Origin of the sequence: Streptomyces globosus, assembly GCF_003325375.1 — a bacterium.
Taxonomy (GTDB): Bacteria; Actinomycetota; Actinomycetes; order Streptomycetales; family Streptomycetaceae; genus Streptomyces; species Streptomyces globosus_A.
The window spans coordinates 6,413,148-6,425,511 of sequence record NZ_CP030862.1 but is presented as its reverse complement, the minus strand read 5'-3'; the positions used below and the strand labels follow the sequence as shown (position 1 = coordinate 6,425,511).

Annotated in this window: 11 protein-coding genes; 5 read left to right on the top strand and 6 right to left on the bottom strand. The window is 74.9% G+C overall.

What is annotated here, in order from left to right:
• The first annotated feature begins 2 nt into the window (after positions 1 to 2).
• Entirely contained in the window at positions 3 to 581 is a 579-nt protein-coding gene (locus tag C0216_RS33625) for an NAD(P)H-dependent oxidoreductase (protein ID WP_162793306.1), read from the top strand.
• A 212-nt stretch (positions 582 to 793) separates the two neighbouring features.
• Here the strand turns inward: C0216_RS33625 and C0216_RS28430 are convergent, their stop codons facing one another.
• The 3 genes from C0216_RS28430 to C0216_RS28420 form a co-directional block, all read right to left on the bottom strand.
• On the bottom strand, positions 794 to 2,464 hold the full coding sequence (locus tag C0216_RS28430; RefSeq protein ID WP_246042725.1) for a transporter: 1,671 nt from the start codon (positions 2,462 to 2,464) through the stop codon (positions 794 to 796).
• Positions 2,461 to 3,303, bottom strand: a complete 843-nt coding sequence (locus C0216_RS28425) for an ABC transporter ATP-binding protein (protein ID WP_114058002.1) — start codon at positions 3,301 to 3,303, stop codon at positions 2,461 to 2,463. The genes C0216_RS28430 and C0216_RS28425 overlap by 4 nt, the downstream gene beginning before the upstream one ends.
• Positions 3,304 to 3,468: 165 nt before the next feature.
• A complete protein-coding gene (locus C0216_RS28420) occupies positions 3,469 to 4,149 on the bottom strand; it encodes a bifunctional DNA primase/polymerase (protein ID WP_114058989.1) in 681 nt (226 codons plus the stop codon).
• 220 nt (positions 4,150 to 4,369) lie between these two features.
• Between C0216_RS28420 and C0216_RS28415 the strand changes: the two genes are divergently transcribed.
• Positions 4,370 to 5,749 (top strand): transcriptional regulator, encoded by a 1,380-nt coding sequence (locus C0216_RS28415; RefSeq protein ID WP_114058001.1) that lies wholly within the window; start codon positions 4,370 to 4,372, stop codon positions 5,747 to 5,749.
• Between the two features lie 140 nt (positions 5,750 to 5,889).
• Entirely contained in the window at positions 5,890 to 7,467 is a 1,578-nt protein-coding gene (locus tag C0216_RS35150) for a hypothetical protein (protein WP_174250479.1), read from the top strand.
• A gap of 57 nt (positions 7,468 to 7,524) precedes the next feature.
• On the opposite strand, the gene C0216_RS28400 is transcribed toward C0216_RS35150, so the two are convergent.
• Positions 7,525 to 8,820, bottom strand: coding sequence for an ABC transporter substrate-binding protein (locus C0216_RS28400; protein WP_114058988.1), 1,296 nt, complete (start codon positions 8,818 to 8,820; stop codon positions 7,525 to 7,527).
• Between the two features lie 209 nt (positions 8,821 to 9,029).
• Here C0216_RS28400 and C0216_RS28395 point away from each other — a divergent pair, with 209 nt between their 5' ends.
• Together C0216_RS28395 and purU are read left to right on the top strand one after the other, a co-directional pair.
• Positions 9,030 to 9,476, top strand: a complete 447-nt coding sequence (locus tag C0216_RS28395; RefSeq protein WP_114058000.1) for an SCO4402 family protein — start codon at positions 9,030 to 9,032, stop codon at positions 9,474 to 9,476.
• 14 nt (positions 9,477 to 9,490) lie between these two features.
• A complete protein-coding gene (purU, locus tag C0216_RS28390) occupies positions 9,491 to 10,366 on the top strand; it encodes a formyltetrahydrofolate deformylase (RefSeq protein WP_114057999.1) in 876 nt (291 codons plus the stop codon).
• Between the two features lie 81 nt (positions 10,367 to 10,447).
• Here purU and C0216_RS28385 read toward each other — a convergent pair whose 3' ends face one another.
• Together C0216_RS28385 and C0216_RS28380 are read right to left on the bottom strand one after the other, a co-directional pair.
• Complete coding sequence (locus tag C0216_RS28385) at positions 10,448 to 11,788, bottom strand: maleylpyruvate isomerase N-terminal domain-containing protein (RefSeq protein ID WP_114057998.1); 1,341 nt, start codon at positions 11,786 to 11,788, stop codon at positions 10,448 to 10,450.
• The gene (locus C0216_RS28380; RefSeq protein WP_114057997.1) at positions 11,785 to 12,363 is read right to left on the bottom strand and encodes a sigma-70 family RNA polymerase sigma factor; all 579 of its coding nucleotides are present in this window, start codon (positions 12,361 to 12,363) and stop codon (positions 11,785 to 11,787) included. The genes C0216_RS28385 and C0216_RS28380 overlap by 4 nt, the downstream gene beginning before the upstream one ends.
• Position 12,364 lies beyond the last annotated feature (1 nt).

The window sequence follows — 12,364 nt, the reverse complement described above, 5'->3', positions numbered from 1 at the left end:
GGGTGCGGCGCATTCTCGTCATCGACGGCCATCCGGACGCGGGCAGCTACTGCGCCGCCCTGGCGAGCGCCTATGCGGAGGGCGCCGGGGCGGGCGGGCACGAGGTCCGGCTCATGCGTCTGAGAGACATGAGCTTCGATCCGATCCTCCACGGCGGCTTCACCCACCCGCAGCCGCTGGAGCCCGATCTCGTCGAGGCGCGGGACGCGGTCCGCTGGTGCGAGCACTTCGTGATCGTGACGCCCTGCTGGTGGTGGCATGTCCCCGCGCTGCTCAAGGGATTCATCGACCGGGTCTTCCTGCCCGGCGTCGGGGTGGAGTATCTCAGGCGGCCGCCGTACATCCGCAAGCTGCTGAAGGGGCGCTCGGCGCGGGTGATCTACACACAGAACTCCCCGCAGGTGGTGGCCTTCCTGGCGCGCGAGGACCTGTTCTGGCGCAACATGCGCCGCGCCTTCCTGCGCCATTGCGGATTCCGCCCGGTCCGTCGCACCCTCCTGGCCGGAATGCAGTCGGCAAGCCGAGAGCGGCGTGAACGCCGGCTGCGGGAGGTCCGCGCGATGGGGCGCGCCGGCCGGTAGGCGGCCGAGGTGCGGCCGGCCGCCGTCAGCCCGGAAGGCCGGCACCCGGCTCCACAGCGCCTGGTCGATCGAGATCGCCGCCGCCCTCGGCGCCGTCCTCTTCACGGCGCGGATCACCGCGGGCCCGCGGCCGACCGCGCCGGACGGCACCCACGCGAGGGGGGTGCCGGGCCCGCAGGCCCCGCACCCCCCTCGCACCTTCGCGGCCGGGCTCAGCCCTTGCTGACCGCCTGGAGGATCTCCGGCAGCTGCCGGGCCACCCGCGGCGCCGCCAGCCGTACGCCTCCCCAGGCCGCGGCCGCGCCCCAGGCCGCGCCGAGGGGCAGCAGGAGCCAGAACGCGGACTCCATCCGCGCCACCTCGAACCAGATCGCCAGGCCGATGACCGGCCCGGACAGGACCAGCGACGCCAGCAGGCCGCCCGCCATGCCCGCCCAGGCCAGGCCCGCCTGCCCCGGGGCGACGCTCTTGAACGCCCCGTCCGTCGGGATCGAGTACGGGAACCGGGCCGAGGCCAGCGCGCCCGTGCACATCATCGAGCCCATCACCGCGAGCGCCACGCCCAGGCCGGCCGGGAAGGCCCGCCAGTCCGGGACGACGGCCGCGGTGGCCGCCGTGACGAGGACGGTGTACGGCACCGTGATCAGCGCGAGCGCGTAGGCGCGGGCCCGCAGCTCCTCGTACGCGTCGCGGGTCGTCGAGATCGTCTGCGCGACCATCCAGAACGCCGACGTGTCCTGCCCGAACTGGTTGTACATCTGCAGGCCGAGCATGCCCGTGCCGAAGCACACCAGGTAGATGGAGCCGTTCCCCTGGAGGGCGTTGAACACCGGGATGATCAGGCCGAGCGCCAGGGACGACACCCACGCGGCCTTCGTCTTCGGGTCCCGCACCACGTACCGCAGCGTGCGCTGCATGGTCGCGCCGGTCCGGCCGCCGGGCAGCAGGCCCCACAGGCCGCCGCCCGCCGATCCGCGTTCGGAGGAGGCCTGCGCGGCGACCGTCGAGCCGTCCGGGGTCACCATCACCCGGGTCAGGCTGCGCTCCCACAGCCACACCAGCAGCGCCAGCCCCGCGAGGGTCAGCGCCAGCTGGGCGGCGGCGGTCGCGTACGCGCCCCGGCTCGCCGAGTCGACCATGCCGACGGCGGTGGCGGGCGGCAGCCAGCGCACCACCGCGCCGGCGGGCTGGAGCTGCGCCAGGCCGCCCGTCTCCATCAGCCGCTGGCCCGCGAAGTTCGCGAGCTGGGCGCCGATCGCGATGACGATGCCGCTGAGCAGGGCGAGGTCGCGGCCCTTGCGGCTCGTCAGCAGCCGTACGTTCGCCGTGGCGACGGCCCGCGCCAGCGTCACGCAGCCGAGCAGCAGCAGCGGCACGGCCACCACGGCGGCAGCGGTGCCCGCCGCGCCGCGGGCGACGGCGACGACCGAGCCGACGGCCACGCACACCGTGAACAGGGGGCCGATGCCGATCAGCGAGGAGGCCAGCAGGGCCCGCACGAGCGGCCGCGGCCGCAGCGGCAGCATCACCAGCCGGCTCGGGTCGAGCGTCTCGTCCCCGGCGGGGAAGAGCAGCGGCATGAACGCCCAGCCGAGCGCGAGGACCGCGGCCAGCAGGACCACGACCGTGCCGCCGTGGGCGTGGCCGCGCAGGGCGGACAGCCCGAGGGCGAGGCCGAGGCCCACCAGCAGGGCGAGGGCCAGCGACCCGAAGTAGGCGGCCTTCCGCTTGGACGACCCCTTCAGGCCGTTGCGCAGCAGCGACAGCTTGAGGCGGACGAACACCGCGGCGGGGTCGGGCGCATGCGCGCCGGCCGCAGCCGCAGCCGCGGACGGCGGAACCGGCGCGGACGGGGAGGCGGGGGCGGGGGCTGCGGTGTTCATCGGGCGGCCTGCCCGCCCAGCCAGTCCAGCGACTCGCCGGCGGTGCGGCCGCCCGCGCCGACGAGCTCCAGGAACGCGGCCTGCAGCGTGGGCGCTTCGCCCCGTACGAGGGCCAGCGGGCCCGCGGCCCGGATCCGGCCGCCCGCCATGACGGCGACCCAGTCGCACAGCGACTCGACCAGCTCCATCACGTGGGAGGAGAAGACGACCGTGGCACCGGAGGCGGTGTAACGTTCCAGCACCCCGCGGATGGTCTGCGCCGACACCGGGTCGACACCCTCGAACGGCTCGTCCAGGAACAGCACTTCGGGGTTGTGCAGCAGAGCGGCCGCCAGCCCGATCTTCTTCCGCATGCCCGTCGAGTAGTCGACGACCAGCTTGTGCTGCGAGCCCGCCAGGTCCAGGACGTCCAGCAGCTGCGTGGCCCGCTTGTCGGTCTCGTCGCCCGGCATGCCGCGCAGCCGGCCCATGTAGCCGAGCAGTTCACGGCCCGACAGGCGCTCGAACAGGCGCAGGCCCTCCGGCAGGACGCCGATCCGGGACTTCACCGCGACCGGGTCCGCCCACACGTCGTGGCCGGCGACGAGGACCCGCCCCATGTCCGGCCGGAGCAGGCCCGTCACCATGGACAGCGTCGTCGTCTTCCCCGCGCCGTTCGGGCCGACCAGGCCGATGAACCTGCCCGCGGGCAGCTCCAGGTCGATGCCCGCGACCGCCACCTGCTCGCCGAAGCGCTTCCACAGCCCCTCGACGCGGACCGCCGCCCGCCCCCCGTACGGCGTCTCGGGCGCGCTGCCCGCTCCGACCGCCCCGCCCGCCGCATCACCCTGGTTCGGCATGCGCCCGCCTCTCGTCCATGTCCCCGTGGTCCTACATCCACGACGATAGGGCGGCCGGAAGAGGCGCAGCAGTTACGAATGTCATGTCTTTCCCGAGCGGAACGCACCCGCCGACCTGCACGTGTGTCCCGCCGGGCGCGCCGGCGGGCGGCCGGCGGGACGGCGTCAGGCGCTGCGCCGGGCCCGCTCCGCGGCGGCCTCGCGCCCGCACGCGTAGGCGAGCGCGTCGATCAGCTCGTCGGTGTCCGGCAGCCACCGGTTCGCGGGAGTGGGGCGCCGCGCCCACTGGACGACGCCCCGGCCGCCGACGCGGGTCGGCGGGGCGGCCACGTACTCGCCCTCGCCGCGCACCTTCAGGTCGATCGCGGAGGGGGACCAGCCGAACCGGCGGACCATGTCGGGGACCTTGGCGGCGGCGCCCGGCAGGACGAAGAACAGCATCCGGTGGCCGGGGGTGAGCGTCACCGGCCCGAGGGTGCGCTGCATGCGCTCCAGGCGGGCCAGGGCGAGGAATCCGGCGGTGTCGGGGACGTCCAGCGCGTCGAACGTGCGGCCCGTCGGCAGCAGGATCGACGCGTCGGGGCGCTTGCCCCACACCCGCCGGACCTGCACCGCGCTGCCCGTGGCGACCGCCGCCCAGTCCTTCACCGCGGCGTGCGCGCCCGGCGCCGCGCAGTCCGCGGCCCCGCAGGAGCACAGCTCGCGCCCCTCCGCGTGCTCCAGCCAGGTGCCGGCGAAGACGTCCCAGTGCCGCTCTTCCGTGTACCGCACGGCATGGTCCAGCAGCTGCTCTCCGCGCTGCTGGGGGATGGGTGCGGTCTCCGTGACTCCGATGGTCTCTTCCACGCCCTTCACAACTGGCGCCCCGTCGCGGGGTTACGGGGCCGGGCCGGCCCGGGGACGCTGCATCGATCCTGCATGCGGGGCGCACTGAAGCACGGGCGGGGGCGCGTGGGAGGCCGGGGCGCCGCGGTTGGGTAGCGACACGACGCTAAGCGGATGATTCTCCACACATCAGGCGGGAAGTGATCTTTCCAACGATCACCCGCGGCCTCTGGGGGTTTTCATGGCAGCCAGGCCTCTCGTCGCCCGTCAGCCGAACGAACGGCTGCAGGCACTCATCCAGGAAGCCGGGTGCTCGAACGCCGGGCTCGCCCGGCGCGTCAACATGTGCGGGGCCGAGCACGGCCTCGACCTCCGCTACGACAAGACGTCGGTGGCGCGCTGGCTGCGGGGCCAGCAGCCGCGGGGCCGGGCGCCCGGCATCATCGCGGAGGCGCTCGGCCGAAAACTGGGCCGGACCGTGACGATCGACGAGATCGGCATGGCCAACGGCAAGAACCTCGCCTCCGGGATCGGCCTGCAGTTCTCCCCGACCGTCGGCGGGGCGATCGAGCAGGCCAGCGAGTTGTGGCGGAGCGACGTCGGCCGGCGGGACTTCCTGTCCGGGTCGAGCGTCGCCGCGTCGGCGCTCGTCGAGCCGAGCCGGGACTGGCTGATCAGCGGGGCCGACGTGCAGGTCGCCCGCAACGGCGGCTCGCGCGTCGGCATGTCGGACGTGGAGGCGGTCCGCGCGACGACCGACGCGCTGAAGGAGCTCGACCACCGCTTCGGGAGCGGGCATGTCCGCCCGGTCGTGGTGCACTACCTCAACTCGGTGGTGTCCGGGCTGATCGGCGGCTCGTACCGGGAGCCGGTCGGGCGGGCCCTGTTCGCGGCGGTGGCCCGGCTCACCGAGCTCGCCGGGTACATGGCGGTGGACACGGGCCAGCCGGGGCTGGCGCAGCGGTACTACATCCAGGCTCTGCGGCTGGCGCAGGCCGCGGGGGACCGCGCGTACGGCGGGTACGTGCTCGCGGCGTCCATGAGCCACCTGGCGGCCGAGCTCGGCAACCCGCGGGAGATCGCCCAGCTGGCGCGGGCGGCCCAGGAGGGCACGCGCGGCCAGGTCACGCCGCGGGCCGAGGCCATGTTCTACGCGGCCGAGGCGCGCGGTCACGCGCTGATGGGCGACGCCCGGGCGACGGCGGTGCTGGCCTCGCGGGCTGTCGGCGCCCTGGAGCGGGCCGAGCCGGAGTCCGGGGACGACCCGGTGTGGATCCGGCACTTCGACGGGGCCTACCTGGCGGACGAGCTGGCCCACTGCCACCGCGACCTCGGGCAGCCGGAGCAGGCGGCCCGGCAGGCCCGGGAGGCGCTGGCCGCGCTGCCGGCCGGCAAGGAGCGCCGGCGGGCGATCGGCCTGCTGCTGCTCGCGGCGGCGCAGGTGCAGCAGCGGGAGGTGGAGCAGGCCTGCCAGACCGCGGGACGGGCGGCGGAACTGCTGTCCGGGCTGCGCTCCAGCCGGGGCGTCGAGTACCTGGACGACTTCCGGGCGCGGCTGGACCCGTACCGGGACGAGGCGGCGGCGCGGGAGTTCGCCGCGAGGCTGGAGGCGGTGGCCTAGTGCTGTGGCCGGGAAGGGCGGGCGGTATGTCCGCCTCTGCCCGGAAGCATGTTCGGGGTGGACCTGACGGGGCGGGCGGGGTCCGGGTAGCGTGAGTCGCCGGTTTCGCAAGTGACGGAGCAGTCGGCGAAGGAGTCCCGGTGACGGAGAGCGGACAGGGCAGCGGCCAGCAGGGGGCCCCGCAGGCCGGTGCGCAGTGGAACCCGGACCCCCCGTACCCGGACCCGGCGTACCCGGACCCCCCGTACCCGGAGCCATCCGCCCCGCATCCCGGCCACCCGCAGGCCTACCCGGGCCCTCCGGCCGCGGGACACCCGCAGGACCCGGGCGGCGGCTTCCTGCCCGCCCCGGACCACGCCCCCCAGGGCCAGTCCTTTCCGGGCCAGTCCTTTCCGGGCCAGGGCTTCCACGGGCAGGCGGCGCAGGGCCAGGCCTTCCCGAACCAAGGCTTCCCGAACCAGGCCATCCCGGACCAGGGCTTCCCGGACCAGGGCTTCCCGGACCAGGGCTTCCCGGACCAGGGCTTCCCGGACCAGGGCTTCCCGGACCAGGGCTTCCCGGACCAGGCCCACCCCCACCAGGGCGTGCAGGGTCCCGGTCTCCCGGGCCCGGATGCGCCGCCGGCCGGGCATGTGCTGGGGCCCGGGTACGAGGGGCCGGGGCAGCCGCACGGGTACGGGTACCCGCCGCTGCCGGAGGCCGTCACCCAGTACATCCCGCCGGTCCCGGCGGACCCGGGCCCCGTTCCGCCCGCCGGTCCCGGCGGTCCCGCCGCACACGACGAGGCGGCGACGCAGTACATCCCGCCGGTCCCGGCCGGACCGGGAGCCGCTCAGGGGGCGGGCCCGGACGAGGCGGCGACGCAGTACATCCCGCCCGTCACCGGCGACTTCGACGCCCTCTTCCGCCAGGACGGAGCCGACGGCCACACCCGGCAGATGCCGCCCATCCAGGAGCCGGTGCTGCGCCGGCCCCCGCCGCGCCCGCTGCCGCATCCGCAGCAGTACGCCCGGCAGCCCCAGCCCCAGCCCCACCCCCGGCCCGGCTTCGCCGCGCCGCCCCCGCCTCCGCCGCAGCCTGCGCGGCGGGTGCCGCCCGCGGTGATCGCGGCCGTGGTGATCGGCCTCGCCGTGGTGGGGCTCGGCGTCGGTGCGATGCTGAGCGACCCGAAGGCGCAGAACAACGACCCGGCCGCGGCCGCGGCGGCGCCGTCCCCCACGGGTTCGGCCGCGGCGGCCGTCGAGGCGCCCGTGGACCCGGCCCGCTCCCAGGCGGTCCAGTTGGACAAGGTGCTCGCGGACAGCGCCGACAGCCGGGACTCGGTCATCAAGGCGGTCGACGACATCAAGGGCTGCCGCAACCTCGGCACGGCCGCCGACGACCTGCGCAGCGCCGCCCGCCAGCGCGAGGAGCTCGTCACGCGCCTCCAGGAGCTCCAGCTGGACAAGCTGCCGAACCACCAGCGGCTGTCGGCGTCCCTCACCAAGGCGTGGAAGGCGTCGGCAAAGGCCGACAACAGCTACGCCGCCTGGGCGGAGGACGTCGCCGACGACAAGAAGAAGGGCTGCAAGGACGGCCACGCCCGGAACACGGACGACGCCGCCGACGGCAACAAGGCGAGCGGGGAGGCGACCCGCGCGAAGGAGTCGGCGGCGGCCCTGTGGAACCCGATCGCGGCCAAGTACAGCCTCCCGAAGCGCGACAAGTCGCAGCTGTGACGCCCGGCCGGGGGCGGTGGGGCCCGCCCCCGGCCGTCCCGCGCATGCCAGGCCAGGTCAGGCCGGGCTCGGGGCCTGCTCCAGGGCCCCGGTCATGTCCCGCGCCTCCTCGCCCGGCTGGGCGACGAGCCGCCCGGAGCGAACGACCTGGAAGGTGACCTGCCCGTTCACCATGCGGGGGTAGGCGGCGATGGCGCGCATGTCCTCGCGCCGCCAGCTCAGGTCGGGCGTCAGGCCCCCGGTGTGCACGGGTTCCGCCTGCTTCAGGGTCCGGGCGATCTTCCGCGCGGTGACCTCCTCGCCGGGCTCCTGCCGCTTCAGGACCTCGCTCAGCACGGTGTACGCGATCCAGGCGGTCTGCGTGCCGCTGTCGTCGGGGTCGACGGCGTGGTCACCGAAGGCGTGCTCGGAGGCCACCCGGCGCATCGGCTCCCACAGCGGGTCCGTCGAGACGGGGTACCAGCCGGTGACGAGGGCCCCCTCGAAGGGGCTGTCGCGGCCGCCGGTGCGGTCGATCAGCGCCTGGCTGACGCTGCCGAGGACGGAGGCGATCTGCGGGCTGCGGCGCGGGTCGCCGGCGCGGCGGAAGGCGTCGAAGAAGGTCTCGGTGCGCTGGCCGAGCACGGCGGTGACGCAGCCGCGCTCCTTGCCGGACGGGTCCTTGCCCGCCGCGCCGTCCAGGGCCTGGCGGGCCTGCGGGACGAAGTCGGCGGTGTCCTCGGCCGCCCGGATGTCCTCGGCGCCGCCCGCCTTGCCGGCCGGGTCGGCCTTCAGGCCGGCGTCGAGGAGGACCGGCATGGAGTCGCCGGCGAGGGTGTCGGGCCGCACCAGGGACACCTGCTCGCAGACCCGGCCCAGCTGGTGGCCGGCGCCCGCGAGGAGGACGGGCTGGCCGCCGTTGACGGGGAAGGACAGCGGGCTCTGGAACTCCTCGGAGGTGACGCCGTAGCCGCCGATGAAGGGGATGCCCTCGGATTCGAGGGGGGCCATGAAGGCGCGCCCGTGCTGGCTGTAGGAGCCGACGACGGCCACCGCGTTCTCCGCGACGGCCTTGCGGGCGCAGTCCGCGGCGCCGCTCGGGGTGTTCTTCTCGTTGCAGGTGATCACGCGCAGCCGGCGGCCGTTGATGCCGCCCCTGGCGTTGGTCCAGCGCTCGTACGCCTTGGCCATGCCGACCATGCCGGGCATGTTGGTGGCGGCGGTGTCCTGCGGGGCGAAGGTCATGACGGTGATGGTGTCCCCGGCGGGCCCGGAGCCCGACGGGATCACGCCGCATCCGGCGGCCAGGCATGCGGCCAGCGCCGATGCGAGCACGGTGCGGTGGATGGGGGTCGCGCGTCGCCGATCGGTCATGTTCATGCACCATTCCGGCCCGGGGGGAACGCGGGAGTGAGAGTGGTGCAACGGACGGTGACGGCCGGGTGAAAGCCAGGGGGTGTACGCGCCCCGCGCCTCCACCGCAGGTGCCTCAAGATCGCATCAGAGGGGAACGTACGATCGAAAGCGTGACATTCGCCCAAGGTTCGAAGAACACTTCCAAACGCGGCGGCCGCTCCTCCACCATGGGCGGCATGCCCCTGAACGACATGCCGTGGTGGCGCTGGCGCAGCAACGTGCGCTCGGCGCTGCACATGATCTCCGACCCGGTCTTCCAGAAGGAGACCTGGCTCGCCGGAGTCGAGGGATACGGGGACGTCACCGACGCCGTGTACCGGCTCGTCGAGGACACCTGGCTCGACAGCTGGTCCGCCGACAGGTACGTCGGCACGATCTTCCGCGACGCCCACGAGGCGGCCCTCGTCGACGCGGCGGTCCTGCGCGTGCTCCGCATCCTGCACCAGGTCGGCCCCGACGCCCCCGTCTCCGCCTACCTGGACCACCCGGACTGGCCCGAGGCCGTGCGCGCCGCCCGCGAGGCGCACGTACGGATGGCGCGGTCGGACGGCGACGACCCGGATGCGGCGCCGCGGTCGCTGGAACTGCTGAGGATCCTGACCCGCGGCGTGTGAAAAGCTGTGGGGTCATGAGCGACGACCCGCACACCGAGGCCCCCCAGCAGTACGTACTGACCCTGTCCTGCCCCGACAAGCAGGGCATCGTGCACGCCGTGTCCAGCTACCTGTTTATGACCGGGTGCAACATCGAGGACAGCCGCCAGTTCGGCGACCACGACACCGGCCTGTTCTTCATGCGGGTCCACTTCTCGGCCGAGCCGCCCGTCTCGGTGGAGAAGCTGCGGGCCAGCTTCGCCGCGATCGGCGACTCCTTCCGCATGGACTGGCAGATCCACCGCTCCGACGAGCGGATGCGGATCGTCCTGATGGTCTCGAAGTTCGGGCACTGCCTGAACGACCTGCTGTTCCGCACCCGGATCGGCGCCCTGCCGGTGGAGATCGCCGCCGTGGTCTCGAACCACACCGACTTCGCCGAGCTCGTCGCCTCGTACGACATCCCCTTCCACCACATCCCGGTGACGAAGGAGACGAAGGCGGCGGCCGAGCAGAAGCTCCTGGACATCGTCCGTGCCGAGAACGTCGAACTCGTCGTCCTCGCCCGCTACATGCAGGTCCTCTCGGACACCCTGTGCCGGGAGCTGAGCGGCCGGATCATCAACATCCACCACTCCTTCCTGCCGAGCTTCAAGGGAGCGAAGCCGTACCACCAGGCGCACGCCCGGGGCGTGAAGCTGATCGGCGCGACCGCCCACTACGTCACGGCCGACCTCGACGAGGGCCCGATCATCGAGCAGGAGGTCGAGCGCGTCGGCCACGAGGTCACCCCGGACCAGCTCGTGGCGGTCGGCCGCGACGTGGAGTGCCAGGCCCTGGCCCGGGCCGTGAAGTGGCACAGCGAGCACCGCGTCCTGCTGAACGGCAGCCGCACGGTCGTCTTCGCCTAGGCCCGGCACCGGCACCGGCACCGGAGCCGCCGCCGGGCCGCTGCCGGGCCACTGCCGGGCCCGGCCGCCCCGGCCGCCCGGTCAGAGGCGGCTCAGCGAGGCGGCGGCGAACAGCACGTCGCGGATCGCCTCGCGGTCGCCGTCCTGCCCGACGGCCGCCTCCTCCGGGGAGATGTGCCCGGCGGCCAGCTGGCAGAACTCGGCCCCGTCCAGCGCGATCCGCGCCACCGTGTGCTCCGGCGACGGTGCGGCCGCCGGGGAGTCCAGCGCGATGTCCCAGCTGCCGCCGCCCGAGCCCTCGATCTCCAGGCGCAGGGTCCGGCCCGGCGCGCCCGCCTCGGCGAGCCGGCGCGCCGGGGCAGCGAGGCCCGTCCGCCGCCGGTGCGCCAGCGCGCTCGGCAGGAGCCGCGCCGCCAGGTCGATCATCCGGTTCAGGTCCGGCCCCGACGGCGCGTCGTACGGGTAGTCCACCGCCTCCGCGATGTCCCAGGCGTGCACCCAGCACTCGAAGGCGCGCTCCAGGAAGGCGTCGCCGAGCGGCAGGGCGAACGGCCCGTAGTCCACGGTCAGCCCGGCCGCGCCCCGGCCCGCGAACGAGACGGTCCGCAGGAGGGCGTGCCCCTGCTCCCGCCACGGCTTGCGGACGTGCCGGGTCGGCGGCTGCCCGGCGGAGCTCCAGTAGTGCTCGGTGCGGGCGGTCGCCCCGCCCTGCTGCGGCGCCCCGCCGCCGAGCGGGTCGTCGAGCCCGAGGGCCGCCGCGACGAGCCCGTCCACGGTCATCAGGTGGCCGATGACCCCGGCGACCGTCGTGCGGCGGGTGCGCCGCCGCTCCTCCTCGAACCACTTCAGCCGGACCGGGGTCTCCCACTCGCCGTCGCCGAAGTCCCGCAGCAGCGCGTCGAGCCGCGCGGTCTCGGTGTCGTACGGGCCCGCCCACGCCGGGACGGGGATGCGGGCGGGCCGCTTGCCCAGGCACTCCTCCAGGACGCGCGACCGCAGCATCGGCTTGAGGTCCAGACTCTCCTCGCGGTGCAGCAGGCCGACCGCGTCGCGCAGCCGCAGCGCCTCCTCCGCGCAGGGCGCGCACTCGGTGAGGTGCTCCTCCACGGCCTGCGTCTCCTCGGCGGAGCACGCGGCGAGCGCCCACGCGCCGAGCAGGGACTTCAGCACGGTGTGCGAGCGGGGCTCGGGGGCCCGCCCGCCCGGTGCCGGGGACTCCGCCGCCGTCGGGGGCGCGCCGTCCGGCGCCGGGGGCGGGTCCTGCGGGGGCGGCGCGTGCGCGGGGTCGAGGGTGCCGGCCGCGCCGCGCGGGCCCGGTATCCGGGGCGCCCCGCCGACCTGCTGTTCTTCGGGGCCGGGGCGGCGGCCGCCGGGGCCGCCCGGGCCGCCGGGGCCGTCGCGTCCGTCGTCGGGACCGTTCATCGGGGGGTTCCATATCCGGGCGGGCCGTATCCGGGCGGTGCGGTGTCCTCCTGCGGGAGGGCGTTGGCGGTCGACAGCAGCTGCAGGCCGAGGCGGAGCCGGCGCCGGGCCTCGTCCTCGCTGATCCGGAGGTCCGCGGCGGCCTGCCGGTAGTCGCGGCGCTGGAAGTACGCGAGTTCCAGCGCGGCCCGCAGCGGCGCGGGCATGGACGTGACGATGTAGTCGGCGCGGGCGGCGGCGTTGGCGCTGCGGACCTTCTCCTCCAGCTCCTCGCGGGAGCCGCGGCCCCGCTCGGCCTGGCGGAGCCGGTCCACTGCCCGCCCCTGGGCGATCCGGGCCACCCAGGAGCGCATGGAGCCCTGCCGGGGGTCGTAGGCCTCCGGGTGCTGCCAGATGTAGCCGAACACCTCGCGGGTGACGCGGTCGGCGCCGCCCTCGTCGCCGAGGACCCGGTGCGCCAGGCCGTGCACGAGGGACGCGAACCGGTCGTACAGCTCTCCGAGTGCGGCGGCCTCGCCGCGGGCGAGGCGCTGCTGCATGCGGCGGTCCCAGCGCGGTGGTACGTCCTTCGGCATT

Coding starts and splice junctions, on each gene's coding strand:
- C0216_RS28430 (WP_246042725.1), bottom strand. CDS start 2,464: ATGAACACCGCAGCCCCCGCCCCCGCCTCCCCGTCCGCGCCGGTTCCG.
- C0216_RS28425 (WP_114058002.1), bottom strand. CDS start 3,303: ATGCCGAACCAGGGTGATGCGGCGGGCGGGGCGGTCGGAGCGGGCAGC.
- C0216_RS28415 (WP_114058001.1), top strand. CDS start 4,370: ATGGCAGCCAGGCCTCTCGTCGCCCGTCAGCCGAACGAACGGCTGCAG.
- C0216_RS28400 (WP_114058988.1), bottom strand. CDS start 8,820: ATGACCGATCGGCGACGCGCGACCCCCATCCACCGCACCGTGCTCGCA.
- C0216_RS28395 (WP_114058000.1), top strand. CDS start 9,030: ATGGGCGGCATGCCCCTGAACGACATGCCGTGGTGGCGCTGGCGCAGC.
- purU (WP_114057999.1), top strand. CDS start 9,491: ATGAGCGACGACCCGCACACCGAGGCCCCCCAGCAGTACGTACTGACC.
- C0216_RS28385 (WP_114057998.1), bottom strand. CDS start 11,788: ATGAACGGTCCCGACGACGGACGCGACGGCCCCGGCGGCCCGGGCGGC.
- C0216_RS28380 (WP_114057997.1), bottom strand. CDS start 12,363: ATGCCGAAGGACGTACCACCGCGCTGGGACCGCCGCATGCAGCAGCGC.